Annotated in this window: 22 protein-coding genes; 3 read left to right on the top strand and 19 right to left on the bottom strand. The window is 60.2% G+C overall.

Features of this window, described 5'->3' with window-relative positions; all coding sequences use genetic code 11:
- Window positions 1-35 precede the first annotated feature (35 nt).
- The gene (locus tag AC1DCM_RS12505) at window positions 36-812 is read left to right on the top strand and encodes an SDR family NAD(P)-dependent oxidoreductase (protein WP_477518441.1); all 777 of its coding nucleotides are present in this window, start codon (window positions 36-38) and stop codon (window positions 810-812) included.
- Between the two features lie 158 nt (window positions 813-970).
- Here the strand turns inward: AC1DCM_RS12505 and AC1DCM_RS12500 are convergent, their stop codons facing one another.
- The 10 genes from AC1DCM_RS12500 to AC1DCM_RS12455 all read right to left on the bottom strand — a co-directional run bounded on the left by AC1DCM_RS12500 (window position 971) and on the right by AC1DCM_RS12455 (window position 12,079).
- Window positions 971-1,768 carry an enoyl-CoA hydratase/isomerase family protein gene (locus AC1DCM_RS12500; RefSeq protein WP_477518440.1) on the bottom strand — a complete coding sequence of 266 codons (798 nt, stop codon included), beginning with the start codon at window positions 1,766-1,768 and terminating at the stop codon, window positions 971-973.
- Window positions 1,769-1,947: 179 nt separating this feature from the next.
- Window positions 1,948-2,853 carry a methylisocitrate lyase gene (prpB, locus tag AC1DCM_RS12495; protein WP_477518439.1) on the bottom strand — a complete coding sequence of 302 codons (906 nt, stop codon included), beginning with the start codon at window positions 2,851-2,853 and terminating at the stop codon, window positions 1,948-1,950.
- Window positions 2,853-4,373 carry an MmgE/PrpD family protein gene (locus AC1DCM_RS12490; protein ID WP_477518438.1) on the bottom strand — a complete coding sequence of 507 codons (1,521 nt, stop codon included), beginning with the start codon at window positions 4,371-4,373 and terminating at the stop codon, window positions 2,853-2,855. The genes prpB and AC1DCM_RS12490 overlap by 1 nt, the downstream gene beginning before the upstream one ends.
- The gene (locus AC1DCM_RS12485) at window positions 4,366-5,031 is read right to left on the bottom strand and encodes a GntR family transcriptional regulator (RefSeq protein ID WP_477518437.1); all 666 of its coding nucleotides are present in this window, start codon (window positions 5,029-5,031) and stop codon (window positions 4,366-4,368) included. The genes AC1DCM_RS12490 and AC1DCM_RS12485 overlap by 8 nt, the downstream gene beginning before the upstream one ends.
- Window positions 5,032-5,258: 227 nt before the next feature.
- The gene (locus tag AC1DCM_RS12480) at window positions 5,259-6,443 is read right to left on the bottom strand and encodes a bifunctional 2-methylcitrate synthase/citrate synthase (protein ID WP_477518436.1); all 1,185 of its coding nucleotides are present in this window, start codon (window positions 6,441-6,443) and stop codon (window positions 5,259-5,261) included.
- A 77-nt stretch (window positions 6,444-6,520) separates the two neighbouring features.
- Window positions 6,521-7,267, bottom strand: a complete 747-nt coding sequence (locus tag AC1DCM_RS12475) for a carboxymuconolactone decarboxylase family protein (protein WP_477518435.1) — start codon at window positions 7,265-7,267, stop codon at window positions 6,521-6,523.
- A 38-nt stretch (window positions 7,268-7,305) separates the two neighbouring features.
- Window positions 7,306-8,109, bottom strand: coding sequence for an SDR family NAD(P)-dependent oxidoreductase (locus AC1DCM_RS12470; RefSeq protein WP_477518434.1), 804 nt, complete (start codon window positions 8,107-8,109; stop codon window positions 7,306-7,308).
- Between the two features lie 647 nt (window positions 8,110-8,756).
- Window positions 8,757-9,539, bottom strand: a complete 783-nt coding sequence (locus AC1DCM_RS12465) for a cytochrome b/b6 domain-containing protein (protein WP_477518433.1) — start codon at window positions 9,537-9,539, stop codon at window positions 8,757-8,759.
- Between the two features lie 783 nt (window positions 9,540-10,322).
- Window positions 10,323-11,291, bottom strand: a complete 969-nt coding sequence (locus AC1DCM_RS12460) for an electron transfer flavoprotein subunit alpha/FixB family protein (RefSeq protein WP_477518432.1) — start codon at window positions 11,289-11,291, stop codon at window positions 10,323-10,325.
- Between the two features lie 11 nt (window positions 11,292-11,302).
- Window positions 11,303-12,079: an electron transfer flavoprotein subunit beta/FixA family protein gene (locus AC1DCM_RS12455; protein WP_477518431.1), complete on the bottom strand. Its 777-nt coding sequence runs from the start codon at window positions 12,077-12,079 to the stop codon at window positions 11,303-11,305.
- 271 nt (window positions 12,080-12,350) lie between these two features.
- Between AC1DCM_RS12455 and AC1DCM_RS12450 the strand changes: the two genes are divergently transcribed.
- The gene (locus tag AC1DCM_RS12450) at window positions 12,351-13,091 is read left to right on the top strand and encodes an IclR family transcriptional regulator (protein ID WP_477518430.1); all 741 of its coding nucleotides are present in this window, start codon (window positions 12,351-12,353) and stop codon (window positions 13,089-13,091) included.
- A gap of 120 nt (window positions 13,092-13,211) precedes the next feature.
- On the opposite strand, the gene AC1DCM_RS12445 is transcribed toward AC1DCM_RS12450, so the two are convergent.
- The 9 genes from AC1DCM_RS12445 to AC1DCM_RS12405 form a co-directional block, all read right to left on the bottom strand.
- Entirely contained in the window at window positions 13,212-14,024 is an 813-nt protein-coding gene (locus AC1DCM_RS12445; protein ID WP_477518429.1) for an enoyl-CoA hydratase-related protein, read from the bottom strand.
- 45 nt (window positions 14,025-14,069) lie between these two features.
- The gene (locus AC1DCM_RS12440) at window positions 14,070-16,214 is read right to left on the bottom strand and encodes an acetate--CoA ligase family protein (RefSeq protein ID WP_477518428.1); all 2,145 of its coding nucleotides are present in this window, start codon (window positions 16,212-16,214) and stop codon (window positions 14,070-14,072) included.
- 2 nt (window positions 16,215-16,216) lie between these two features.
- Window positions 16,217-17,362 carry an acyl-CoA dehydrogenase family protein gene (locus AC1DCM_RS12435; protein WP_477518427.1) on the bottom strand — a complete coding sequence of 382 codons (1,146 nt, stop codon included), beginning with the start codon at window positions 17,360-17,362 and terminating at the stop codon, window positions 16,217-16,219.
- Window positions 17,363-17,419: 57 nt separating this feature from the next.
- The gene (locus AC1DCM_RS12430; protein ID WP_477518426.1) at window positions 17,420-18,187 is read right to left on the bottom strand and encodes an SDR family NAD(P)-dependent oxidoreductase; all 768 of its coding nucleotides are present in this window, start codon (window positions 18,185-18,187) and stop codon (window positions 17,420-17,422) included.
- Between the two features lie 19 nt (window positions 18,188-18,206).
- Complete coding sequence (locus AC1DCM_RS12425) at window positions 18,207-19,349, bottom strand: thiolase family protein (RefSeq protein ID WP_477518425.1); 1,143 nt, start codon at window positions 19,347-19,349, stop codon at window positions 18,207-18,209.
- 24 nt (window positions 19,350-19,373) lie between these two features.
- Window positions 19,374-20,834 (bottom strand): NAD-dependent succinate-semialdehyde dehydrogenase, encoded by a 1,461-nt coding sequence (locus tag AC1DCM_RS12420; protein WP_477518424.1) that lies wholly within the window; start codon window positions 20,832-20,834, stop codon window positions 19,374-19,376.
- A gap of 3 nt (window positions 20,835-20,837) precedes the next feature.
- Window positions 20,838-22,619: a thiamine pyrophosphate-binding protein gene (locus tag AC1DCM_RS12415; RefSeq protein ID WP_477518423.1), complete on the bottom strand. Its 1,782-nt coding sequence runs from the start codon at window positions 22,617-22,619 to the stop codon at window positions 20,838-20,840.
- Window positions 22,620-22,664: 45 nt separating this feature from the next.
- Entirely contained in the window at window positions 22,665-24,053 is a 1,389-nt protein-coding gene (locus AC1DCM_RS12410; protein ID WP_477518422.1) for an MmgE/PrpD family protein, read from the bottom strand.
- A 130-nt stretch (window positions 24,054-24,183) separates the two neighbouring features.
- Window positions 24,184-24,993 (bottom strand): carboxymuconolactone decarboxylase family protein, encoded by an 810-nt coding sequence (locus AC1DCM_RS12405; protein WP_477518421.1) that lies wholly within the window; start codon window positions 24,991-24,993, stop codon window positions 24,184-24,186.
- Between the two features lie 285 nt (window positions 24,994-25,278).
- On the opposite strand from AC1DCM_RS12405, the gene AC1DCM_RS12400 reads away from it, so the two are divergent.
- Window positions 25,279-26,097 carry a sugar phosphate isomerase/epimerase family protein gene (locus AC1DCM_RS12400; RefSeq protein WP_477518420.1) on the top strand — a complete coding sequence of 273 codons (819 nt, stop codon included), beginning with the start codon at window positions 25,279-25,281 and terminating at the stop codon, window positions 26,095-26,097.
- The last annotated feature ends 124 nt before the right edge of the window (window positions 26,098-26,221 follow it).

Here is a 26,221-nt window from a genome sequence, read left to right as displayed (position 1 = left end):
GGTGACGTCGTATAYAAAGTAGAAGGAGTTAACGAATGAACGGGCTTCATGGGAAGACCATTGTGGTTACAGGAGCAGCCAGCGGAATCGGTGCCGCAACGGCGAAAAGGCTGCATGCTGAGGGAGCGTTCATCGTTGCGACAGACCTCAGCGGCGATGCAGTCAAAGCGGCTCTTGCCGATCTTGAACCGCAGGAGCGAGTCCTGGCTGTGGGCGCGGACATTACGGACTTCGATCAAGCCGTTGCGGTGATCGAGAGCGCCAGAACCACTTTTGGTTCGTTGTATGGACTTGTCAACAGCGCTGGTATCAGGGGCGTCGGAAGTGTCTTGGACACCACGCCCGAAGAGTTGGATCGCGTTCTCTCAGTCAACCTTGCAGGAACTGTCTACGCGTGCAGGGCATTTGCGACTGCGTTGACTACGGATGGCAATGAGGGGGCTATCGTCAACGTGAGTTCGTCTGCAGGCATTCGGGGAAACCCCAACCGGTTGCCGTACGCGGCATCGAAGTTCGCTGTTGTCGGTGCTACGCAAACCATGGCGTTGGAGCTCGCGGCTTCTGGAGTGAGAGTAAACGCCGTCGCACCTGGCATGATTCGAACACCCATGACGGCTCCCATGTTCAAGGACCCGGCGAATGTCGAACGGATCAGGGCTGCTCACCCCCTCGGCCGTCCAGGCGAGCCGGAAGAAGTCGCTGCGGCCATTGCTTTCCTCTTGTCAGCCGACGCAAGTTTCATCACCGGAGCAATACTTCCTGTGGACGGAGGCCACACAGCGGGTGTGCCCTCGTTCGGCGGACGCCAGTAGTCAGAGGGGATAGACAAACTTCAGGCCGCCTCTTCGTGACCGGGACAGCCGGCCCGCATAGTCTCACTCGGGAATATGCGGGCCGCACCTGTATGTAGAAATAGTCAAACCATGGAGTATTCCTGCTGACGGTTCAACAGTCAGTAAACAAGCACCAATCAAGTCCAGGGCGTGCCGCTTAGCCACGAGAATCTCGGTGGCTGCTTCTCAAGGAACGCCTGTATACCAATTTCGGACTCACCACTGACGGCGGTCTCGCGTTCCCAGCGAGCGTGCAACTCAGGAATTTCTTGGTCACCCGCAGAGATTCCGTCGACAATCTGCTTCATTGCGTGAATCGACAACTGCGATCGCGACGCCAGACGCCGTGACAGTCCTTCAGTTTCGGACAGGAATCGTGAATGCGGCACGACATGCGTCACGAGTCCCAGGTGTTTGGCCTCTGGAGCGGGTACCAGATCCCCGCTGAATAGGAGGTACTTAGCCACAGCCGGGCCGACCAGCTTCACAAGCCTGTTAATCCCCGACAACGGGTAAATGATGCCGATCTTTGCAGGCGTGATGCCCAGTTGGGCTCTATCGGTGGCGATCCGTATGTCGCAGGCTGCCGCTATCTGCCACCCTCCGCCAACACAATAGCCGTCGATGGCGGCAACGGTTGGCTTGGGAAACCGCGCGACGGCGTCCTCCCCTGCAGTAGCATGTCCTCCTGCATCTGATCCTGCTTGAGGATCGTTCAAGATGTCGTGAAGATCCGTGATATCGGCTCCAGCCGAAAAATGCTCTCCAGCTCCTCTAAGCACCACTACCTTGACTGAAGCGTCGTCAGCCAAGTCTGTCAGCAGCGGGCCGAACTGCGACCACATGTGTTTGGATAGCGCATTGCGGCGTCGTTCGTGGTCAAGCACGACAGTCGCTACAGGACCTTCACGCTCAACCCTTAAAAATCCAGACATGGATGTCTCCTTAGTTGTCACTCTTAACACCACCCAAAAAGAGGCAGCGGATGGCGACTTACGTCGCCATCCGCTGCGTCCGCGGCTCACTTAGTTGAACCGCTTCCCGTGACGGCCCTCGGCCGTCGAGGTGCTTGTTGCGAGACAGTGCGTGCCGACTCCGGGAAATGTGTGCAGGCTCAGCGCGAGCCAGGAATCTGAAAATTGAAGACTCCCGCATCGAATTTGTTGTAGGCCTCGTAATCCACCAGATCGTAGAGCCGTGCCCTGGTCAGCATCTGCGGAACCCGTACTTCCTGGGTGCCGAGGCTCTTCAACGTATCGAGGACCTGTTCTGCGGCACCCATGGCGCTGCGCAGCAGCGTGACCGGGTAGATGACCATGTTCACCCCGACCCCTTGGAGCTGGTCCACTGTGAAGAGGTCGCTTTTGCCGAATTCGGTCATGTTGGCCAGGATGGGCACGTCGACGGCGTCGCGGATGGCCTGGAACTCGCCAAGGTCCTTCATGGCCTCGGGGAAGATCGCGTCCGCGCCGGCCTCCACCAGGGCTTTGGCGCGATCTTTGGCGGCCTGAAGTCCGTCGGTCGCGCGGATGTCGGTGCGGGCCATGATGAGGAAGTTCGGATCGCGGCGGGCGTCGGCGGCGGCGCGGATCCGTTTGGTGGCGGTGTCCAGGTCCACGACGTTTTTGCCGTCGAGGTGGCCGCAGCGCTTGGGGTTGAACTGGTCCTCGATATGAAGGCCGGCAAGGCCCGCGTTCTCGAGTTCCTGCACGGTGCGGGCCACATTCATGGGTTCGCCGAAGCCGGTGTCGGCGTCAACGATCGAGGGCAGGTCCGTCATCCGGGCGATCTGGCCGGCGCGGGTGGCCACCTCGGTGAGTGTGGTCAGGCCGATGTCCGGCAGGCCGAGGTCGTTGGCCAGGACGGCGCCGGAGATGTAGACGCCGGCGAAACCCTTCTCCTCGATCAGCCGTGCCGAGAGCGGGTTGAAGGCGCCGGGGAACTGCTGGATGGTTCCGGAGGCGAGCAGTTCGCGGAACCGGATCCGCTTCTGTTCGGGTGTGGTCCTCGAATACAGCATCAGAAGAGTCCTTTCGGCGCGGCCGCGAGGTCGATGACGCCGGGGGCGGCACTAATGTTCAGCTGGTCCAGCTCACCGGCGGCGAGTTCGGGGAGGCGTTCGACGGCGGCGAGGAACCTTTCGATCTCGGCTTCCTCCACGAGCCCGGCGGCGAGTGCGCGGAACTTGTTGACGTACTGTTCCCGGGCGAAGGGGCGGGCGCCGAGGGGGTGGGCGTCGGCGACGGCGATCTGGTCGGTGATGACGGTGCCGTCCTTGAGCGTGATTTCGACGGAGCCGCCGAAGGCTTTTTCGGCGATGTCCAGGGAGTGGTAGCGGCGGGTCCATTCGGGATCTTCCACGGTGGTGACCTTGTGCCACAGTTCCACGGTGTCCGGGCGGGCGGCGCGTTCCGGGGCGTAGGAGTCCACGTGGTGCCAGGCGCCGTCCTGGAGTGCCACCGTGAAGATGTACGGGATGGAGTGGTCCAGGGTCTCGCGGCTGGCGTTGGGGGAGTATTTCTGGGGGTCGTTGGCGCCGGAGCCGATCACGTAGTGCGTGTGGTGGCTGGTCTTGATCAGCACGGATTCGACGTTGGCCGGGTCCGTGACCTCCGGGTGTTCGCCGTTCAGCTTGCGGGCCAGGTCGATCCACGCCTGGGCCTGGTACTCGGCCGAGTGTTCCTTGGTGTACGTGTCCAGGATGGCGCGCTTGGCCTCGCCGTCCTCGGGCAGCGGCACGGTGTAGTTGGCGTCGGGGCCATCGAGCATCCAGGCGATCACGCCGTCTTCGCCTTCGTAGATCGGCACGGGGGAGGTCTGGCCGCGCATGGCGCGGTCGGCGGACTCGACGGCCATCTTGCCGGCGAAGGCGGGGGCGTGGGCCTTCCAGGTGGAGATCTCGCCCTTGCGTGACTGCCTGGTGGCGGTGGTGGTGTGCAGTGCCTGGCCGACGGACTGGAAGATGGTTTCGACGTCGAGGCCCAGCAGGGTGCCGATGCCGGCGGCGGCGGAGGGGCCGAGGTGGGCCACGTGGTCGATCTTGTGCTCGTGCAGGCAAATGGCTTTGACCAGGTTCACCTGAATCTCGTAGCCGGTGGCGATGCCGCGGATCAGGTCCTTGCCGGTGGAGCCGATGTGCTGGCCGACGGCGAGGATCGGCGGGATGTTGTCGCCCGGGTGGGAGTAGTCCGCGGCCAGGAAGGTGTCGTGGTAGTCGAGTTCGCGGACGGCTACGCCGTTGGCCCAGGCCGCCCACTCGGGGGAGACACGTTCCTCGATGCCGAAGACCTTCGAGCCCTTGCCGCCGGTGCTGGGACCGTGCGTGAGGGCCTGGGCCCGGGCCGCGACGATGGGAGCCCGGTTCAAGGAGGCGATCGCCACTGAGGCGTTATCGATGATCCGGTTGATCACCATGTCGGTAACCTCCGGTGTGACCTCGACGGCGTCGGCGGCGACCACGGCGATCTTATGCGCCAGCTGCTCCTCGCGCGGGAGGTTCTCTTCGCTCTTATAGACTCGTACCTTGTGCTGCTCAACCATGAGTGGCCTTTCTATGTCCGGAATTATGCTGTTTTGACTTGATGTGCTTCAGGCTGTTGCTCAGATGGATCGAGGTCGCTGCCGCAGCGAGCGCTACATCGCCGTGAGCGATCGCGCCAGCAATAGCGACGTGCTCCGCGGCTGACTGTCGGAGCCGTGGTGCATCTTCCTCCAAGAGCCGACGCAGCCGTGCCAGGTGGGTGCGCAATCCCTTGAGCGCTCGCGCCAGGAACGGGCTACAGGCCGCTGCATCGATGGCTACATTCAATTCGGTGGCAAGGGTGTAGTACAGCCGGCGTTGCACAACTTCGTCGCCCAGGAGTGATTGCGCGGCTGCGAAGCGTTCCTTTAGTGTCACGAAGCTGTTCCTTTCGCCGCGTTGAGCCGCCAAGGCCGCAGCCTTGCACTCCAACGCCTCGCGAAGCTCAAACAACTCCTCCAGCCCCGTCAACGAGACACCACTGACAAGGACGCCTCGCCCCCGCTGAGCCGTGGTGAGGCCCTCGGCCGTCGGCCGCGAAAGGGCCTCGGGTAGTGGCGTCCGTGATACGCCAAGCCGGGCTGCCTGCTGGACCACCCCCGGCATCGTCCCGGGCACCAACTGCCGCTCAATGATCTCCGCCCGCAGCACAGCGTAGGCTCGTTCGCTTGCCTTCACGCGTCCACGCCTTGCTAGGCTGTCAACTGCCTTCATTGGACTAACGTCGAATGACGCGACGCAATGTGGACAACAGGCTGGATCCATGCGGGGGCGTTTCCTGCAACTCGGAAACGGGCCCTTCGGAATGGCCGCTCCATCCGTCCCAGAAGAACCAGTACCCTTGGTCGTCCGGGTCCATGTACCAACCCACCGACTCAATCACTGTTCACCTGGCCTACTCTCGGTCATTCCGCCAGCTCCTCCGCGCGCTTCGCCACAGCAGCCTCAGCAGCGTCAGGCGTGTAACCGTCAACATGGCGTTCATCGGGTCCGTTGTACTCGGACAAGGGCCGGATAAGGGCGTTGGAAGCAGCCTGCTCCAAAATGTGCGCCGTCCAACCTGTGATTCGTGCAGCGATAAACACCGGTGTAAATGTCAGCGTGTCAAAGCCAATGAGGTTGTAAGCTGGCCCCGAAGGAAAATCGAGGTTCGGATAGATGCCCTTGCGGCCCACGAATTCTGCTTCCAGGGAATTATACAGTTCAGCCACATCAGGACGGTCGAAGTGCTCAACAAGAGTGTCGAGAGCGGCCTTCATGGTGGGCACCCGTGAATCACCACGCTTGTAGACCCGGTGGCCGAAGCCCATGATCTTGCGTTTTGTTGCAAGGGCTTCATCCAACCAGCCGCTAACCTTGGAGGCATCCCCAATCTCATTAAAAATGTGAAACACAGCCTCATTCGCCCCACCATGAAGCGGACCTTTCAGCGCTCCGATCGCGCTGACGACAGCTGAGTAAAGGTCGCTCAGGGTGCTGGTGACAACACGCGCCGTGAAAGTTGAAGCGTTGAAGGAATGCTCGGCATACAGGATCATGGATCGGTTGAATGAATCGACGACAACCTCGTCTGATTCCTCTCCAAAGGTCATCCAGAGGAAGTTGGCTGCGTAGTTCAGATCATCTCTGGGCTCGATGGGTTGCTGGCCCCTGCGGCGACGCTGACCGTATGCAACGATTGCCGGCAGGGCGGCGAATAAACGAACGCTGCGGGCCAGGTTGTCCTCCGGGGTGCCGCTGGCTTCGAGCACGGACCCGGATCCTGCCAGATCCCGTGACCCCAGGAGGCTGACTGCGGTACGGACCTCGTCCATGGGATGGGCATCTAGCCGCACGAGGTCGATGGCCGCCTTGACGTCGGGATCCAATGCGCGGTGGATCCGTTCCTCTGCCCTAAGGCCGGCGAGCTGCTCGGCACTGGGCAGCTCTCCGTTCCATAGAAGGTGTGCCACTGCTTCAAACGGTTGCGTGGCTGCAAGCTCCTGAACAGGATAGCCGCGGTAAAGCAGCGAATTGGACTCGGCGTTTACCTTGCTGACGGCTGTGTAGTCGACCGTGACTCCTGCAAGCCCCTTTTTGATGTCGGTCATGGGAACTCCTTGATGGTGTTGGGATTCAAGAGTTGATGCCGGCCACTTCTGGAACTGGAAAGGCCGGCGGTTGGGATTCACCGCCCGAATAGCGCCTTTGCGCCCAGAATGTAGCTCTCAAGCCCAAGGAGACCGGCCAGCTGGAAAATTTCCAGTATCTCGTCGCGCGTCGCTCCAAGATCAAGCGCATTGCGAATGTGGCGACGCAGTCCGATTTCATAGTTGTGAGTCACAGTGGAGTCGATGCCAATGCAGATGAACTCCCTTTCCTTCGTGGAGAGTTTGCCGTTGTTCCACGACTCTGTGGACACAGCATCAAGGGCTTCGTAGTATTCCGGCATGAGCCTGGCGATAGCCTCGCGGTCGGCGTTCCAGAAACCCCGTGAATCAATGAAAGCCTGCTTAGCTTCTTCAAAGGCTGCACTGAGGCCTTCATCATCCGGCTGGTCCCCACGCTTGGCGAGCTCGTCCTGAAGAATGGGGACCGAGAAGTACAGGGCATGATTTGCCACCGCGACGATCGTCATGAGGACGTCGATAATTTCACCGGCGGTTGCCCCGGCTGCCTTGGCACGTTTGATGTGTCGTTCAACTGCATCCGTGTTCAGGCTAGTAGCCGAGGCGTGCATGCCAAGAAGTATCAGTTCCTTCATTCGGGGTTCCAAGTGGGCACTCCTCATCGGAGTACGCCAGTAGTTGGATGCAACCTCAAAGGAAGTCCACGCTGAGTCGCGGAACGCCTCGACATCCGCTACTTCTGAAATGACGTCACCCAAGGATGTCGGGTCTGCCGTCAACGTTGTCGGTTTGGTTTGTTCTTGCATGTGTCTTACGGCCCTCTCGTTTCTGCGTGTGGACGCAGCTAGAAACCAATCTTGATCAATGCGCCGCCGTCGACGGGCAGCGAGGCACCGGTGATGAAGCCAGCTTCGTCAGACGCTAGGAAAACCGCCGCGTTTGCGATATCCCAACCGGTGCCCACATGCCCCTGCAACGGGATGAGTGTTCGGCGCTGGGCAATAATTTCTTCACGCGGCGTGCCGCTGAGCCTGGCCCGGGTGTCCACTGCCATGGCTGTTTCCACCCGTCCCGGCAGGATTGCGTTCGCCCGGATGCCATATTGGGCATTTCGCATCGCGAACTGCTGCGTAAACGCGATAAGTCCGGCCTTGCTAGCCCTGTAGGCGACATTAGGAGTTTCAGTCTCGATGGCTGACATCGAGGACACGTTCAGCACGACACCTGACCGTTGCGCCCGCATGATTGGCTCGACAACCTGCGCAGCCATGACCGCTCCCCGAAGATTGATCGCCAGGACTCGATCGAATGTTTCTTCTGTGATTTTGTCCAACGGCCCGTCGCCCGCGCCTACGCTTACGCCGACGTTGTAGTGGAGAATGTCGATGCGTCCCCACCGCGACATGGCGAAATCGATGGCATTGCGGAGCGAGTCCACGCTCCGGACGTCGGCTTCGAAGGGTTCACCGTCGCCCTGACTGGCGACCTTTAAGGTCTCGCGGGCTGACTCAATATCACGGTCTACGGCCAGAACGGACGCCCCTTCTTCCAAGAAGCGCAGAGCAGTCGCCCGACCATTGCCAATCGACTCTCCCGGGCTTTGTCCCGCCCCAATAACTACGGCGATTTTGTCGGCAAGTCTGTTCATGACATTCCTTTCGGGCCTACAGCAACGTTGTTTGCTGGCTCTGATAACGAGACAGATGAACCGCCTTCAAGTTCGGACTTCACCCTGAATATCCCAAAAAGCGTATCATCAGTGTACATCATTAGATACACGCGTTCATCTATATGAACGATGTAATTTTCCAGATCTTGAGAACCATCTGGAACGCTGGGCGTTATAGATCAAGCGGGCCTGGTGCAGATGCCTGGGATCATTCGAGATCAGTCCGAAGTTCTACGCCGGCCAGCTTTTCGACGACATTTGCGATGGTCTCGCCATGGCTTTCGCGTCCCTCAATTCCGATGGCAACTTGGTATAGCTCCCTGCTCAGACTTCCGAAAAAAGTCGGAACACCCTGAGCCGCCCCCGGGGCTTCTGCGACGTTCAGGTCGTTGTGGGCCTAGTCCTATACAGAAGCCGCGCTCCCGATCACCATCAAGTATTCGGCTTCCCTGTTGCTCCAGATAGATGAAATTGACGCTGGCTTTGCAGGCGGCTGGCGAGCGCCCCGCCCATGTCGCCCAAGCCGATGTATCCGATCTTCTCGTCATTTCGATGGTGTGAGTGGAGCCTGTCCCACCATTCAGCGGGGTCTAAATGATGTCTGTCTGCTAGCCGGAGCGGAACCTCTACCCTCGGGACACCACGCCAAACAGCCTTGCTATGGCAGCAATGACGAGCGGCCGCGCGGCAAACCAAGCGCCCGTGATAACTGCCAGAGAACCGATAAAGAGCCAGAATCCGATCCAGCCGGCGCCATCAGTCGCCCCGTACATGTGATTCAGGTTTCGCAGGGCACCCGTGGCGAGAACCAAAGTGATGTGCACAACGGTAAAGCCCACGAAGTAGATCATGGTCGGAAAGTGAAGGGCACGGGCCAGCTCAATTGGATAAGCCTTGCTCAGCTTCTTGGCACTGGCCGGCCATACCCCCGACATGCGCACGCCGGTGATGGCCGCAAGGGGTGCCGCAACGAATACCGTCACAAAATAGCTGAGTTGCTGCAACGAATTGTAGTTAACCCAACCGTTTTCGGTCGGCCAGTTGAGTGATACGTACCTCAGGGCCGCAGTCAGCGCATTGGGAAAGATTTCCCAACTGGTGGGCACAATTCGCATCCACTGCCCGGTCGCAATGAGCAACACCACGAACACAAAGCCATTGACGAGCCAGAGCAGATCCAAGGACTGATGGAGCCAGAGTGCGAGGCTGATTTTTCTTGATTTATTACGCCGCGACGCCCAAACGGCAGGAGGGCGCTTTTGATAACGGACAGTCAGCCCGGTGCGCACAATCAGGACCAGGAAGAACATATTCAAGAAGTGCTGCCAGCCCAGCCAAGCCGGCAGTCCGATCGGGGCCTGCGCCGGCAGGTGATACTCGCCAGGATATTCAGTGACGAAGTCCCGCATGAACTGCAAGTCGAGGAGCCACCGGACAAAAAGCACCGCCAAAGCCGCGACAACAATTATCCCAAGCCCAACGGCGGTGGGCCTTGACCATTGGCCGGGAACTACTGGCTTGTCCCGTGCCGGTTCCGTCGCGGCTGTGCCGCTCGTCTCCGTCGCAGCCGGCTTTTCAGTAACGGCATCTTTGGGGCTGGACTCTGTGGCGGAATCCGCATATCCCGAACCTGATGCAAATTCGGATCTCTTCAGCTGCTGCGCGTGCACGGCGTTCGTTGGATTTCCCGGCTCTTGGAGCGGAACGGAGGCGGCGACAGTCCGCCGGGCTCCAAACCCCTCCGGTGGCCAAGGCTCGCCGTCGCTGCGCCTGGGAAGACCGCGCCGCAAAGAGACACCGGTAAGCGGCGGATCGGAAGCGGGACGTCTGTCAGCAAGGTGGCTGGGTGCGGTTGGCGCCCTTACACGGGTCACCTCTCCGGCGCCCGCGCGTTCAGTACCATCGACATAGCCACGTTCTTTTGCAGCGGGGTCGGCCACCGGGGATGACAAATTCGTGGGAGGCCACTGCTCGCCTCCGGAAACGCGGGGAAGACCACGTCGGAGCGGGGAGCCCTGCCCGATTATCGCAGTGGATTGGGGAGGTGCTGCAAGCCCAGCCGCCTGCGTTGTTTCCGGCTGGGGACTCACTATCCCGGACGTGGAGACAATTTCTCCGGCTGCGGGCCAGGATTCGCCACCCGAAATCCTGGGGAGCCCCCGCCGCAGGGTACGCGTACTAGACGCCATGGGCTAAGCCTTCTTCGCTTCCAAAGCCGAGATCAGCTGCGGCACAACGGTAAACAGATCACCGACGACTCCGTAGTCAGCAATCTCAAAGATCGGGGCCTCGGCGTCCTTATTGATGGCGACGATAGTTTTTGCTGTCTGCATCCCGGCTTTGTGCTGGACAGCCCCGGAAATTCCCACAGCCACATACAGTTGCGGCGATACGGACACGCCGGTCTGCCCGACCTGGTAGGACTGCGGCACGTATCCCGCGTCCACAGCCGCGCGGGAGGCACCCACCGCGGCCCCCAGAACATCCGCCAGCTGCTCAACCAGGGCAAACTCATCGCCGGAAGCGAAGCCCCGGCCGCCTGAGACGACCCTGGCAGCTCCACGCAACTCGGGACGGGATGAGTTTGTGGCCGCAGCCTCGAAGCCCTCTATGCTGGCTGCGCGCCCTCCAGAAGGAACGACGGTCAGTGCTTCTATCTTCTCAGGCCGACCCTCTGCCCGGGTTTCAATGGATCCCTGCCGAACTGTTACGACGGCTGCCCCGAAAGTAGCGGCAGAGTCAACTTGGTACGACCCTCCATAAACGGAATGATTCGCAAGGATGCCTTCGTCATCGCGTGAAACTCCAACTGCGTCCATTGCCAACACCGCTCCCGTCCGTGCAGCATAACGGCCAGCTATGTCCCTGCCATCCACCGAGTTCGCCAGAAGTATCGCCTCGGGTTTCACCAGCTCTGCAGCCGCGACCAAGGCGTCCACCAAAGGCACCGTGAGTCCCTGCCCGGGGACGGCTGTCAGGACTCGCTCGGCCCCCAGCGAGCTGGCGTCGGACGCACTGGCGGGCTTGTCTGACAGAACCAGCGCCACAGGGGTCCCGAGGGAAGATGCGGCGCCCAGGAGTTCGGCCGATGACTTGGCCAGATCTCCTGTCGGGGTCGTATCCAACAGAACCAAGATTGAATCAGCAGCAAATTCGGACATTTTCGGATCTCCTAGGCGAGACGGTTCTGCAAAAGGAAGTCAGCGAGCTTAGTGCCCGCATCGCCGTCGTCCACAATCTTTACGCCGGCGCCCCGCGGAGGCTTCTCATTCGCTGCGATCATGATGGATCGTGGCGTTTTCGTTGGGTCGATGTCTACATCTAGATCAGCCAGAGCGAGTGTCTCGTACGGCTTCTTCTTGGCTTCACGGATGCCTTTGAGTCCCGGGAAACGGGCCTCGGGCATCGACTCGGTGATCGAGATGACTGCGGGGAGTTCGGTCGATATTTTTGCGACGCCGAAGTCTGTTGCACGCTGGCCGGCAATCATGGACTCGTCAATCTTTACGCTGACCAACGCCGTTGCCTGGGGTACGCCCAAAAGCTCCGCGACCATCGCTGGAAGCACTCCCCCAGCACCATCAGTCGACTGGTTTCCGGCAACAACCAAATCAAAGCCGGCTCGTTGGATGGCTGCAGCGAGCACTTCGGCCGTTAGGCCAAGATCGGCTCCAACAAGGGCATCGTCCACAATATGCACAGCCGAGGTTGCTCCCATTGCGAGTGCCTTCCTCAGGGATGCCGACGCGGTCTCCGGCCCCATGGTCATTGCAACCACTTCGGAGCCAGCCCTTCGGTCGGCGTACCGCAGCGCCACCTCCAATGCGCGCTCCGAAATTTCATCCAGTACAGAGTCCGACGAGGAACGGTCGGTGAGGCCCGTTTCCAGAGACAGCTTTCGCTCCCCGTACGTGTCCGGGACTTCCTTGACCAGGACGATGATCTTCATGGGGGTTCCTTCCAACGCCAATGTCAGTATCGACGTAATTAGCTCAGGCCTTGCGCGAATCTCTAGCTAAGACTGTACCATATTAGGTATGGACGTACCACATTACGAATGCTGGCGGAGTAAAGGACTGGGTTGGAATCTGACGCCGCGCCACTCAGCTTCTGTCCTTGAGAACGGCCACGAAGCCGAAGCGGCTGCAGGATTCGGCTATCGGTCCGCGTATGCTTATATACGAGCTAGTAACAACTCAGCAGCTAAGGGAGGCATTAAAATGTCAGCAAGCCTCAACGGAGGAGCCGTAGCGGCCGAACATCGTACCGTCGGCCGCGTTATGACGATTCTGGAACTCGTCATAGCCAACGGTTCGCGCGCCATGAAGTTGGGCGATCTTTCAACGGCCCTCGACGCCCCCAAGTCATCGCTGCATGCCCTGACGAAGGGGCTTGTAGCAACCGGCTACCTCCGCGAAGCCGACGGTGGCTACGTTGTCGGGCCGGCCATAACGAGTCTGATCACTGCTGAGACCGTGACTGCGCAGTTTGCCTACCGACACATTCTTTCCGAACTGTCGGAGCGCTGGAGTGAGACGGCGATGCTCTCCACACTCGTTGGGGACTCCGTTGTCTACATCGACTCAGTGGAGCCGGAGATGTTCATCCGTGCTATTACCCCTCTTCATCGACGACTCGTGCTCTGGCCGCGTAGTTCGGGCAAAATTTTCTTGGCCTTCATGGATGAGAAACGCTTTGAGGGTTACCTGCGCCGTCATCATCCAGAGCCTTCCAATGCCGACTTTGTCCGGGCGGAGGTGGCCGCCACCAGGCAAACGCAGATCGGCATAAACATCGGACAATCAGGGCAGGACCACATTGGTCTTGCCGTTCCGGTCGCTGTTGGAAATTCCCCTATCACCACCGCCATTGCGATGGCCGGCCCACGGTCCCGTATTGAAGGCAAGATGGATGAGATGGCGGCTGACATGTTAAGGGCGGCCAAGTCCATCTCCGGCTGAAAGGCCGGCGGCATTTTATGGAGACCAGCCGAAAACGCTGCCCGAACCCGCAATTGCGGATTCGGGCAGCGTTTTCTTTGATGACAACCCGACCACGTCTGTCAGACGTCGCCCTACTTTTCAGCGACCCTGGTACTCGGGAGGGCGCTTCTCCAGGAAGGCTCGCATTCCTTCTTTCTGGTCTTGCGAGTCGAACAGAATCTGGAAGGCCTTCCGTTCCAGGAGCAGGGCCGTGTCCAAGGGCACGTCTGCACCAGCACGGACGACTTCCTTGATTGCTGCGACGGCCAAGGGGGGCATTTTGGCGATCAGCTTGGCCATCTCTGTGGCCTGGGCCAGCGCCTCGCCCTCGGGCGCGACCTCAGAAACCAGACCCATGCTGAGAGCCTCGCTCGCCACGACATGTTTGCCCGTGAGCAGCAACCGCATCGCCTGGTAGCGGCCCACAGCGCGCAGCAGTCGTTGGGTACCTCCCGCCCCGGGGATCACTCCCAACAGAATTTCCGGCTGGCCGAATCGGGCGCTTTCCGAGGCGATGATGATGTCGCAGCAAAGTGCCAATTCGCAGCCACCGCCCAGGGCATAACCCTCCACGGCAGCGATCAGGGGCTTCGGGCAAGCTCGCAACGCTGTAAACATCCGGTCGGTAACACGAAGGGTATGCTCAACTGGCGTCAGATTCTCCATTTCCGCCACGTCTGTACCGGCAACGAAGGCGCCACCCGCGCCCGTTATAACGATGGAACGAACTGCGCTGTCGCCGCCCAAGGCTTCCACGGCACGAGCCACGTCTTCCTTGACTTCGATATTGAGGGCATTGCGGCGCTCTGGCCTGCTGATGGTCAACAGGGCAACGCCGGGCGCTGCCCACTCGACGATGAGACTGCTGGTGCTCAGGTCAGACAGGACGTCTTCAGCCTGGATATTAGTCAATTGTTCACATCCTTTGATCGGGAATGGTCAGGGTGGCCGAGCCCTTTATCGGTCATGGGAACAGATGACCAGGCCGTCAACGGCGACCACGCCCTCGCCTGTCGGCAGGACAAGCAAGGGATTAATCTCGGCTTCGGAGATCAGGGCCTCGGAGTCGTGGGCAAGTTGTGAAATCGCAACTACCGCGTCGGCAAGTGCATCGGTGTCGCCTGTAGGAAGCCCACGGTAGCCGCGCACCACTGCCAGGCCTTTGACTTCGTTGATCATTGATCGCGCTTCCTCGAGACCAACCGGGGCAATCCGAACGGCAATGTCCTTGTAGACTTCCGCGAGAATGCCGCCTGCGCCGAGCACTACCACTGGGCCAACTTCAGGATCCCGCCGGAAACCGAGGATGACTTCCGCCAGTCCCGACTCCATTTTCTGAACCAGCACTCCGTCAATCTTGGCAGCGGGGTGGCGTTTGGCTACGTTGTCCCGGATGCGCGAAATGGCGTTCGCCAGTTCCTCACCACTGCGGATTCCGAGCACGACGCCGCCCGCATCTGTCTTATGCGGGACGTCCGCGGACAGTATTTTCGCAACCACCGGATACTCAATATCCAGAGAAGAAATGGCGGCACCGTCTTCCCCGTCCACGACGACCGAGGATGCCGTCGGGATGGCCAGCGAGGCGAAAATCGCTGCGGAGTCACGTTCATTCGGGCGACGGCCATTTAGTCCCGAAATTGTGTCCGCGATGGCAGCCAAAGCAGCGGTGTTGGCTGCTGGGGGCTCTGAGGGCTGCCTCCATTGGCTCCAGGCCCTGATCGCGTCGGCGCACGATTCCGGCGTCCGGAATCCAGCGACGCCGGCTTCACTCAATTGTTCCAGGGCCGCCGTGGCATGCGGGGCAAAAAAGGCGGCCAACGGCTTCCCTGGGCTCGCAGCGCGCACCAACGGACCCGCGGAAATTTCAGGCTGAAACTGTGCGGAGCTTCCTGCAATAGCCAGGACCAGGTCGCAATGGTCAGAAGCTACCAATTCATCAAGCACCGCACCGTAGACATCTGCGCGTGTGCCCGCATGTGTCAGATCGGTTAAGGGGCCACGTGGAATGTCGATTCCTTTCGCTGCCAGTGCGTCCACAACTTCATTGCTGGGAGAAACGACGTCAATGTTCATCGAGCCAAGACGGTCTACGACGGTTGCCGCGCCTCCACCCGTAGTAGACATGACTGCCACGCGATGCTGCGCTGCCGGATGCTTGCCGGCTACCAGCGCAGGAAGCTCAAACAGGGTCTCGAGGTTATCGACACGCAGAATTCCGTGGGCGCGAAAAAATGCGTCCCCCACTTCTGCTGACCCCGCCATCGCCCCCGTATGAGAAGCCGCAAGCCGCCGTCCGACGTCGGAACGCCCGAGTTTGTAGGCAATGACTTGCTTACCCGCCTCAACTGCACGTCGAGCTGCTGAAGCGAGACGAGGGGCATCACGAATGGTCTCCAAGAAGAGCAAGATCGTCCCGGTTTCCGGGTCATCCACGAGCCAGTCGGTGAGTTCGCCTACGGTGAGGTCGCTCTCGTTGCCGATGGAGACGACCTTCGAAAAGCCCACACCGCGGCCAAGACCGCGTGAAAGCAGTCCACCTGTCATGCTCCCTGATTGCGAGATAATGGCAAGCGGGCCAGGTGTGATTTCCAGCTGCTCAATGGCTGCATTGACTGAAAGCGCGCTGGAGGGCTTGGTGCTCAGAACGCCGCTGCAGTTAGGGCCGAGGATACGAACTCCTCCTTCTCGAGCACGGGCAACCAGTTCCTCCTGCCTGCGCAGGCCTTCGGGACCGGCCTCAGCAAATCCATCGGCATAGATTGTGGCTACGGGCACCTGACGTTCGATGCATTGTTCGATTGATTCAGCTACGGCTGCGGCCGGAACCATGATGAAGGCATGGTCGATGGTGTCCGGCACGTCAAGGAGGCGTGGATATGCCTTGTCGCCGAAGATCTCATCACGCTTCGGGTTGATCGGCACAATCTTACCTTCATAGCCGTGCCGCCTCAGAGATCTCTGCGGCCGTGAGGTGTGCTTTTTTTCGTCGCTGGAAGCACCTACCAGCGCTATGACCCGCGGCGAGAAGAGACCGTCAAAGACACGGCGGTCTTGCTCGCTCAGTCCTGCCCCTTCCAGGCTGCCTGTTAGTCGCGGCATCTCTATCGCCTCTGGGAGAATCGTCGACCGAATACAGATTCGGCGATGCGGTTCAGCAGCATCTCAATTGTGCCGCCGGCGATCATCCATCCACGCGTACGGCGCAGGCAGTATTCGACGAGCATCTCGTCGCTGTAGCCCATACCTCCAAGGACCTGCAGCGATTCGTTGGCGACCTCGAACCCAGTACGGTTGCACATGACCTTTGCGATCGCTGTTTCTTCGGCAGAAGGGAACCCTGTGTCTGCGTTGATCGCAGCGCGGTACAGCAGGAGCTGGGCCGCATCCAGCTTGATCTTCATATCCGAGAATTTCCATTGCAGGCCCTGGAACTCACACAGCGGGCGGCCGAACTGTTTACGCACGAGAGCGTGCTCCCTGGCCAGTTCGTAGGAGTAACGGCCGAGGGCAAGAGCTCGAGCGCTGTTGCCGATTCTCTCGACGTTGAAGCCACTGATCTGCTGCTTAAAGCCGCCTTCGCCCAACAGTACATTCTCAGCAGGAACGTAGACGTTGTCGAAGTACAGGGGGTTCCAGTCTTCTCCGCCCATGAAGCTTGCTGCCGCTCCGAAGCTCAGGCCCTCGGTGTCACGCTCGATGAGAACAGATCCGATGCCATCTGCCCCGGGGCCAAACCTGACATACACCAGGAACAAGGAGGAGTGGAGCCCGTGAGTGGTGAAGATCTTCGTGCCGTTGATCCGGAAGCCGTCACCATCGGGAGTAGCCGTAGTCGTCAGTTCGGTCACCGCGGAACCGGCGTCGGGCTCCGTCATGGCAACGCAGATCAGTCCCGTACCGTCGAGCAGCGGGGCAAGGAAGCGCTTCTTCTGGTCCGGGGTTGCGAAGTTCGCGAGGACGCGCAGCGCACCAAAGTTGCCGGCCTGGACAACGTCGGCGCTGCGGGGGCAAACAGCCGCGATTTGCTCGATGGCGATGACTGCGTCCATGAGCGAACCCCCGCCGCCCCCGTCCTCCTCATCGACGGTAATGCCAATGAGGCCGTTGTCAGCCATCTTCTTGGCAACGTCCCATGGGTAATCACTGCTGTGGGCGCGCTCGACAGCGCCAGACGCGAGTTCGCGTTGCGCGAAGGCACGGACCGAATCGCGGAAGTCCTTCTGCTCGGTTGTGAGTTCAAAGTCCATTGCGTTTCCTTTTTCAGGGCTTGAAGTGGTGGATAGATCGATGTGGGTGAATGAATGTCACCTGGGTGGCATCCTGATGGCGCCGTCCAGGCGGATGGTCTCGCCGTTGATGTATTCGTTCTCCAGCACGGAGACTGCCATATGGGCAAAATCTTCGGGATTTCCCAACCGTGACGGGTGGGGAACAGCTGCGGCGAGGCCCTCGCGAATATCGCTGCGGAGTCGCGCCAGCATCGGGGTGTCGAAGGTACCGGGTGCGATGGTGTTGACGCGGATGCCGCGGCTTGCCAAGTCGCGTGCCGCCACCAGGGTGAGTCCGTGGACAGCTGCTTTGGATGAGGTATAGGCCGCCTGTCCTATCTGTCCGTCGAAAGCCGCAATTGATGCAGTAAGCACGATCGCACCGCGGTCGCCGTTGGCTACGTCGTTAGCGGCCATTCGTGCAGCGCTGAGCCGCAGCACGTTGTAGGTGCCGAACAGGTTGATCTTGACGACATTCTGGAAGCTGTCGAAGTCGCCCGGATTGCCATCACGGTCCACAATGCGAAGGCGATCCCCTCCCCGGCCGGCGCAGTGGACGACTCCTCGAAGCGGGCCATTCTGCTCGGCCACATCCAATGCTGCCGAAACCTCGTTTTCCTCCAGCATGTCGGTCCCAACAAACGTGGCTCTGTCGCCCAGCTTCGCGGCGGCCTCCTCGCCTGGAGACCCCGGCAAGTCCAGCAGTACGACACTGGCCCCTTTACTGATGAGGCGTTCCGCTGTAGCGAAACCAAGACCGGACGCCCCACCGGTTATCAGCGTTGATGTTCCCTCAAGTTGCAAAGGATCGGTCCTTTCAGATTCAGCTCGCGAGTTCCACGAGCGTGGCGTTGGCAGTGCCGCCAGCCTCGCAGATGGCTTGGAGTCCGTAACGGATGCCGTTATCGCGCATATGGTTGATGAGACGGGTCATGAGAATGGCGCCTGACGCCCCGAGGGGGTGGCCTACAGCAATCGCCCCGCCAAGAGGGTTGAGCCTGTCAGGGTTCGCACCGGTCTCGGCCAACCAAGCCAGGGGCACAGTTGCAAATGCCTCATTGACTTCGTAGGCACCGATTTCGTCCAAACGGACACCGCTGCGGGCCAGAAGCTTCGCCGTCGCAGGAATGGGGGCTGACAGGACGAGCGTGGGATCATCGCCTGCTACGACTCCGCTGTGCAGCCGAACGATTGGTGTCAGCCCTAGTTGCGCTGCACGTTCCGGCGTCGTGACGATAACTCCGGCCGCTCCATCGGAAATCTGTGATGCGTTGCCAGCCGTTACTACACCGTTTTCGCCGAAGGCCGGGTTGAGTCCTGCCAGTGCGTCCAGGGAGGAAGTGCGGCGGATTCCTTCGTCATATCGAAGGTCCGGTGCCGCCGGCACGGGGACCAACTGACTGTCGAATGCACCTGAGTCGGTAGCGGCAGCGGCTTTCACATGGGACGCCAGCGCGAATTCATCGAGCTGTTCCCGGCTGAGCTTCCAGCGCTCAGCCATCATTTCAGCGCCAGCTCCCTGCTCGAATCCCGCATGGTTGTAGCGGGCGTTCATAGCTGGTCCATACGGCTCACCAACAGCACGAGTGGCTCCGAGGGGAACGCGCGTCATACTTTCAACTCCGCCGGCGATCGCCAGGTCGTATCGGCCCGACATAACGCCCATCGCCGCGAACTCGATAGCCTGATGGCTGGAGCCGCAAGCCCTATTGATGGTCACTCCCGGGATGGATTCCGGCCACCCGGCTGCCAGCAGGGCAAAACGACCAACATTTCCCGACTGGTCACCCAGTTGGGTCACGCAGCCCCACAGAACGTCATCGACCACTTCTGGATCCAGTCCTGTACGTTCAAGCAAGCTGTTCAGAACATGGGCTGACATGTCCACTGGGTGAACATCCGCCAGCAGACCCTTCCGCCGTCCGATCGGTGTGCGGACTGCCTCAACAATTACGGCTTCGCGCATTTCGTCCTCCTATTACGGCTCGGGTCAGAGCCCGCCCATGCAGATGTATTTGACTTCCAGATAGTCTTCAAGGCCGTAGTGGGAGCCTTCCCGACCGAAGCCGGATTCTTTGATGCCTCCAAAGGGGACCGCCTCATTGGCCATCAGTCCTACATTGATTCCGACCATGCCGGTCTCAATGCCTTCAGCCATTCGCCAGATCCTGCCGATGTCGCGTGTGTAAACGTAGGACGCGAGGCCCAACTCGGTGTCATTGGCCGCCGTGAGTACTTCGTTCTCGTCCGTGAAGCGGAAAATGGACGCGAGCGGCCCGAATGTCTCCTCACGTGAGACGTCGGCGTCCTGGGTGACATCTACCATGACAGTTGGTTCAAAAAACGACCGGCCAAGGGAGTGCCGCTTTCCGCCAGCGATGACTCGTGCGCCCTTCGCCACCGCGTCTGCAATGTGGGCTTCGACTTTCTCCACAGCATCCGTGCCGATCAGCGGTCCCATCGTGACGCCCGGGTCCGTCCCGTCCCCCACAACCAAAGACTTGACCCTGGCCGCCAATCGCGACGAGAACTCTTCGTAAACGGCGTCATGAACGTAGAAACGGTTTGTTCCGACGCAGGCCTGACCGGAGTTGCGGAACTTGGAAGCCAGGGCGCCTTCGACAGCCTGTTCCAGATCGGCGTCTTCGAAAACAATGAACGGGGCGTTGCCGCCAAGCTCGAGGGCGAGCTTTTTGATCGTGCTTGAACTCTGGCCCATAAGAATGCGCCCGACGCCGGTCGACCCTGTGAAAGACAGCTTGCGCACAACCGGGTTTGTGGTTAGTTCCAACCCCATATCCTTTGAGTGGCCGGTAATGACATTCAGTACACCTTCGGGGATCCCCGCCCGGTGTGCCAGCTCTGCCAAAGCCAGCGCCGAATACGGTGTTTCGCTGGCCGGACGCACGATCATCGTGCATCCGGCGGCTAGGGCCGCAGCTGCCTTGCGGGTCACGATCGTGTTTGGGAAGTTCCACGGTGTAATGGCAGCGCAAACCCCAATCGGCTGCTTGATCACCACAACGCGGCGGTCCTGCGCCGGAGCGGGAATGGTCTCGCCGTAAGCCCTTCGGGCTTCTTCAGCAAACCACTCGATGAACTGCGCCCCATTGACCACCTCAGAGAGTGCTTCCTTGTAGGGTTTGCCCTGCTCTGCAGTAAGGATGAGCGCCAGATCCTCGCGATTCTCCATCACCAGATCGAACCAACGACGCAGGAGACGGCCTCTTTCCTTTGCCAGCAACCCCCGCCACGCAGGCAAGGCCTTCTCAGCAGCCTCGACGGCGCGGCGCGTTTCCGATGCTCTGAAGAACGGGACGGAACCAATTTCCGCTCCGGTGGCCGGGTTGAGGACAGGGATACCTTCCCCCGAATCGGACGTGATCCATTCGCCTCCTACCAAGCACAGTTGGCGGAGGAGGTTGGGATCATTGAGGCGCAGTTCAGACACGATTTACTCTCCTGTAGTAGAGGTATCTACGGGGCCCGGCTTCCAGGTCTCGTTGAAGTTCGCGGGGTACGGGTACCAGATCGCCCGCCACTGGGGCGTCGACAGTTCCGTATCAACGTTGATGAGCGTGGGACGACCCGAGGCTAGGGCCTTTTCCAGCGCAGGCTTGTAATCCTCCGCTTTGTCCACCCTGATGGCTTCAGCGCCCATGGCCTGGGCCATCGCAGCATAGTCGGGTCCCCAGAGTTCTTCCTCGCCCACCTTGCGGTAGTCACACATGGACTCCCTGCCGTAGACCTTGAGCATCGTTTCGCGCTCGATCTGGAACGACCTGTTGTCCATGACTACCCAGACAATGGGGAGGTTGAGTTCAACCGCAGTAGGAACCACTGTGGCACGCATCAGGAATGCGCCGTCGCCAAGCAGCGCGATTGCCGGGCCGTTGTCGCTTGCAATACTGGCACCTAGCACCGATGCCGCGCTCCAACCCATGCGGTGCATGAATCCGGAGTGGACAACGTTCCTCGAAGAGGCCGGCAAGAACGACGGGCCGAAGCTCAGCATGTTGCCGGTGTCGAAGTGGATGGAGGCATCGGGGCAGTTTTCGGCAACTACCGCAGCCGTGTCCCAAGTGACCCTGGCATAGTGCAGCGGCGAGATGTCCGAGGTGCGCATGTACTCGGTTTCCGCCAACCACTCTGTGCGCTTGGAATCGAGCAGCGAAGTCCATTCTTCCTGTTCGCTGACCCCTGCGTCACGAGCAGCCACAGTCAATGCCTCAAGTGCGAGCCGGGCGTCGGACGTAATGGCGACCTCGGTCGGGTAAGCGCGGCCAAGCTCGCTGGTGTCGATGTCCACGTGGATGAGCTTGGTGTTCGTTGGGATATCGAACAAAGTCCAGCCGCCGGTGTCGATGTCGGTGAAGTGCGTTCCGATCCCCAACACAACGTCGCTGTGACGTGCACCGTAGTTGCCCTGACCCGTGCCGGCTCGACCGATGCAGCCAAGGGAGAGCCGGTGGTCTTCAGGAAATGCCGCCTTGCCAGTTGGCGTCATCGCGACTGGTATGCCCGTGGTCTCAGCGAACTCGAACAGCGCGTCGTACGCTCCTGAGTTCGCGATGCCGCTTCCGACGACAATTGACGGCCGTTCTGCAGACTTCAGCAACTCGATCGCCTTGGCCACGCCTGCGGGGTCGGCCGAGGGACGGTGGCAGACCATGTACGGCCGCGGATCGGGAAGGTCATCGTCGATGAGAGTGTTCTGGATGTCGAAGGGGATGGCCATAACCACTGGTCCCGGACGCCCGGAATGAGCCGTCTGGTATGCCTTCAGGAACATGTCGATGACGGTGTCAGGGCGGGTAGCCATCAGCGACTTCTTGCTGATCGGCCTCATCACTCCAGCCCAGTCCTCGGGGCTGTCCCGATAGAACTCCTCGATGCCGCCGCGGTCGAACCAGTGGGTGGCACCCACACCGGCAAGGATCAGCATGCCGATCGACTCATAGTACGCGGTGGCGATCGGAGGTACCGTGTTCATGTTGCCGGGGCCAACACTGGTGGTCACGATGGGCAGGGGGGGCTTGCGCTTACGGCGCCAGTATCCGTCTGCCAATTCGATGGCATGGTCTTCGCTGCGCACAGCGACGCTGCGGATGTTGGTCTCGTGCACCAGGGCGTCAAGCAACGCCCAGTTGCCGTGCCCATTCAGACCGAAGACCACTTCAGTTTCCATTTGTTCCAACAGGCGAGCGATTGCCTGTGCGACGGTAATTTGTCCCATGAACTTTCTTCCTCAATCAGTTATGAACCGGCCCAAGTGGGCAGGTCACTGGACGTTGCCTACAAGTCGGCTCTCGAAGAGCCCTACGCGTGTCGGCAATTCTTTTGCCGACTGCAGCGAATCGATTCGCTGCAGCGCATCAAAGAGCTCCTGGGCCTCATGGTCCGAGTGCGTCTTTTCAGTGCATTCCCTGAACTTTCCCCAAAGCTGTTCTCTGGTCAGGGGTTCGTCCGCCTGACCGGGCACACTAAGAATTGGACCGCTCTCGATCACTTCGCCGCTCCGGAGCGTCATTTTCACAGACTCAGAGGGAGAGAACACCGGGTCCCGTTCATCGACCTCGTCGACCGGAATTAGTTTGACCTTGGGATAGAAGGCCTGAAGGTCCGGGCGTAGAACAACCTCGTCGGCGAGTTCGGGGACGCCCATCTTTCCCAGGATTACAGCAGCTGCGATCCCGTACTGGCCACTGAACTCCGCTTCCCAGCGGTTCTGGGGTTGCTCATAAACGAGCACAGTCACCTGAGAACGGCCCATCCGGACTTCAACAGACTCAACCTCTTCCGGATCGATCGTTCGGCCTTCCAGCATCCGGACGGTCCCATTGAACGATCGGTGCAGGAAGTAGCAGGTTGGGTGGAGCTTGAACTGCAGCTTGTGCTTGGGCAGGTACCATTCCTTGCCAAGCTTCGATTCGGAAGTCAGATCCGGCAGGCGGTCGGTTGAGAACGCCATCAGGAATCCTTGCCGGTTTTCCATTGCGTCGGTCCCCGCGCTCATTCCCGCTGCGGCCAGCCGGGAAGCCTCAAGCCCAAACCGGGCAGCCATTCCGGCATGATACCCCTTCATCATCGAACCGAAGTTCGAGAAGATCCCCCCTGCATAGCTCCCGGCTATGGCTACAGCTGCAGCAGCCTTCTCGGCCGGCAGCTTGCGCAGCACAGCGCCAGCCGCAGCAACGGCCATCACCCCGAATACAGAGGTCGGGTGCCAACCCTTGGCATGGTACTGGCGGTCACGACGCCAGAGTTCGCACCAGACTTCGTAGCCGGCGATATACGCGGTGACCATTTCCTGGCCGGTGGACCCCAGAACTTCGGCCTCGGCCAGGATGGCGGGGACGAGAACCGCACTCGGGTGGCCGGACATTGACTGGTCATCGTAATCCAGCGAGTGCGCGATGGCACCGGCAAGCAACGCGGCGGCGGGGGCAGAGACGAGCCGGTCCGACAAACATGCCCGGGCCTCCCCGACGCCAGAGGGTTCCACGAGGGTCTGACGAACAATCTCCGTCACTGGCTGATCGATGCCAACCATTACGACTGCCACCGTGTCGGTGAAGGCATCGCGAACCATGGGCAGAACCTCCGGGGGGAGGTCGTCGAATTTCACATTCGCCAGGAACTGGCCAATGTCGGCGGTCAGTGAGCTCACGGTTCTCCTTTGATCACGTTTTGGCTCAGCGCCTCGGTCGAACCTATCGGTTCGCCAACTAGACGCGTTCCGTATTCTGTACGGCTATTCGCATTTACCAACGTAAATGTACTTACGGAAAGGGATATCGTCAAGCTCTGCATGCGCGGGAGCGGCTCCATGGCCCACTGCAGTGGGCTTGGTAAGCCGGCGCTTGCAGCTGTCTTGAGGCGCCGAAGAGAGCGTTTGCTCCGAGGATGTAGCCCTCCAGCCCAAGAAGTGCCGCAAGTTGGAAAACGTGCAGAATCTCGGCCCCCGAGGCGCCGAGGCTGATCGCGTTGCGAATATGCAGCCGTAGGCCTGCTTCGAACGCGTGATTGACGGTGCAATCCGTTGCAATGCAGATCAACTCCCGCTCCTTACTACTGAGCTGGCCGGATCCCGAAGACGCCACCGACAAATCTGTCAACGCCAGGACGTATTCGGGTAGGAACGTAGCCAATCGATCACGGTCGGAATTCCAAAAGCCCCTGGCGGCGATGAAGCGACTCTTGACCTCTTCGAATTCCGGATGCGCGTCCGGAATCTGAATGCTCGCCCCGGCCCGGGTCAGCTCTTCCTCGAGGACCGGAACGGATGTATACAGGGCATGGTTCGCCAAGCCCACAATGATGATTAGGGTGTCCAGCACGTCTTCCTCGGTCGCCCCGGCGAGCCTGGCGCGCTTGACCTGACGCCCAATCGCTTCAGCATTCAGGGCCGAGGCTGAGGCGTGCATGGCCAGTAGTATCAGCTCTTGCATTCTGGGCGTCAGGGCCCCAGCCTCCACCGGCACCCTCCAAAACCTTGCGGCGGCATCGTAGACTTCGGGCGAAATTCCCTTAATCTGCTCTGCCACCGACGCACTGGAAAAGGCGTGGCTCAATGACGACATATCTTCTTCGGCGGACGTGGGCGTCATGATTGATGACTGCTCCTTACTGGAGACTGCCCGTCCGGCGGCCCTGCGCCACTGGAGACAACGGCGCCTCCGGACATTCAGGATAACAGATATTCATTCCTAAATACGAACGTTATCGAGGATTCCCACGGCCACCCGAAGACCTCTTACTGCGAGGCGTCACGTCTTGGCTCGTTTTCTTGTTTCGAGATAGCGTATACTCGTGCGTAAATACGAACGCGTAGTGGTGCGGCTTGGGTTCTGGTTTGCATAGACCCTTGGGCGCCCATAATTGGAGAGTTCACCATGAAGACCAATAATGACCGGATTATCTCCCTTGCTCCTCTGACAGTATTGCCATGCTCGCCAGTTCAACAGATCGACGTCGCCGCAGCTTCAGGATTCAACGCAGTCAGTCTGCGCCTTCTGCCGGTGATGGAGTCAGACATCGATGTTATGGCCGACAAAGCCCTGCAAGCGGCCATTGAGCAACATCTGTCGACAACCGGCCTTCGCGTTCTCGACGTCGAAGTCGCCCGGGCTACGTCTGCACTTGATGTTCCGGCCCTCATACCCGCACTCGAGTTCGCCGGTTCGATCGGCGCTCAGCGATTTGCGATCACGGCAGAAGCTGAAGGGTACTATGACGCTGCAACTGAGGCCGGCGTAGTGCGTCGCATAGCGGAACTATGTGAGGCTGGGGAGCGCTTCGGAGTTGGCGTCATGCTCGAGTTCATGGCGTACCGCAGCATACGATCCCTCGAACACGCCGCGAACATAGTTGCCACAGTCGGCCACCCCGGACTGGGTATCACTATCGACGCCCTTCATCTGTTCCGCTCGGGTGGAACAGCCAAGGATATTCTGGGGATCCCTCGGCAGGCTCTCGCCTGCGTCCAATTATGTGACGCACCAGCCGCAGCTCCGAGCGATCTCGCCGGGGAGGCCCGCAGCGGACGGTTGTACCCTGGAGATGGCGACCTTCCGCTGGGCGAGCTCTTGCGAGCGCTCCCGTCCGACCTTCCTATCAGCATCGAAGTGCCAGCTATTGAGAACGCCTCCATGAGCGTCCTGGAACGCGCCACAAGGGCCGCCGCATCACTCCAGCCTCTCGTGTCTGCGTGAACACTACGGTCCAACATGCCATGGCGCTCCCGGCAGAAGTCCCCCGAATCCAACTCCGATCGACGGTTGCGGTTTGGATCTTCTCTGTGTAGGCGCGAGCCAGAGTCCCCCGCCAGCGCCCATC

The organism is Paenarthrobacter sp. 10N417 (genome assembly GCF_056394745.1).
This window is presented reverse-complemented; position numbering and strand designations above follow the sequence as displayed.

Excerpts from the sequence above, each read along its gene's own strand:
- AC1DCM_RS12505 (WP_477518441.1), top strand. The coding sequence starts at position 36 with ATGAACGGGCTTCATGGGAAGACCATTGTGGTTACAGGAGCAGCCAGC.
- AC1DCM_RS12500 (WP_477518440.1), bottom strand. The coding sequence starts at position 1,768 with ATGTCTGGATTTTTAAGGGTTGAGCGTGAAGGTCCTGTAGCGACTGTC.
- prpB (WP_477518439.1), bottom strand. The coding sequence starts at position 2,853 with ATGCTGTATTCGAGGACCACACCCGAACAGAAGCGGATCCGGTTCCGC.
- AC1DCM_RS12490 (WP_477518438.1), bottom strand. The coding sequence starts at position 4,373 with ATGGTTGAGCAGCACAAGGTACGAGTCTATAAGAGCGAAGAGAACCTC.
- AC1DCM_RS12480 (WP_477518436.1), bottom strand. The coding sequence starts at position 6,443 with ATGACCGACATCAAAAAGGGGCTTGCAGGAGTCACGGTCGACTACACA.
- AC1DCM_RS12475 (WP_477518435.1), bottom strand. The coding sequence starts at position 7,267 with ATGCAAGAACAAACCAAACCGACAACGTTGACGGCAGACCCGACATCC.
- AC1DCM_RS12470 (WP_477518434.1), bottom strand. The coding sequence starts at position 8,109 with ATGAACAGACTTGCCGACAAAATCGCCGTAGTTATTGGGGCGGGACAA.
- AC1DCM_RS12465 (WP_477518433.1), bottom strand. The coding sequence starts at position 9,539 with ATGCGGGACTTCGTCACTGAATATCCTGGCGAGTATCACCTGCCGGCG.
- AC1DCM_RS12460 (WP_477518432.1), bottom strand. The coding sequence starts at position 11,291 with ATGTCCGAATTTGCTGCTGATTCAATCTTGGTTCTGTTGGATACGACC.
- AC1DCM_RS12455 (WP_477518431.1), bottom strand. The coding sequence starts at position 12,079 with ATGAAGATCATCGTCCTGGTCAAGGAAGTCCCGGACACGTACGGGGAG.
- AC1DCM_RS12450 (WP_477518430.1), top strand. The coding sequence starts at position 12,351 with ATGTCAGCAAGCCTCAACGGAGGAGCCGTAGCGGCCGAACATCGTACC.
- AC1DCM_RS12440 (WP_477518428.1), bottom strand. The coding sequence starts at position 16,214 with ATGCCGCGACTAACAGGCAGCCTGGAAGGGGCAGGACTGAGCGAGCAA.
- AC1DCM_RS12435 (WP_477518427.1), bottom strand. The coding sequence starts at position 17,362 with ATGGACTTTGAACTCACAACCGAGCAGAAGGACTTCCGCGATTCGGTC.
- AC1DCM_RS12425 (WP_477518425.1), bottom strand. The coding sequence starts at position 19,349 with ATGCGCGAAGCCGTAATTGTTGAGGCAGTCCGCACACCGATCGGACGG.
- AC1DCM_RS12415 (WP_477518423.1), bottom strand. The coding sequence starts at position 22,619 with ATGGGACAAATTACCGTCGCACAGGCAATCGCTCGCCTGTTGGAACAA.
- AC1DCM_RS12405 (WP_477518421.1), bottom strand. The coding sequence starts at position 24,993 with ATGACGCCCACGTCCGCCGAAGAAGATATGTCGTCATTGAGCCACGCC.
- AC1DCM_RS12400 (WP_477518420.1), top strand. The coding sequence starts at position 25,279 with ATGAAGACCAATAATGACCGGATTATCTCCCTTGCTCCTCTGACAGTA.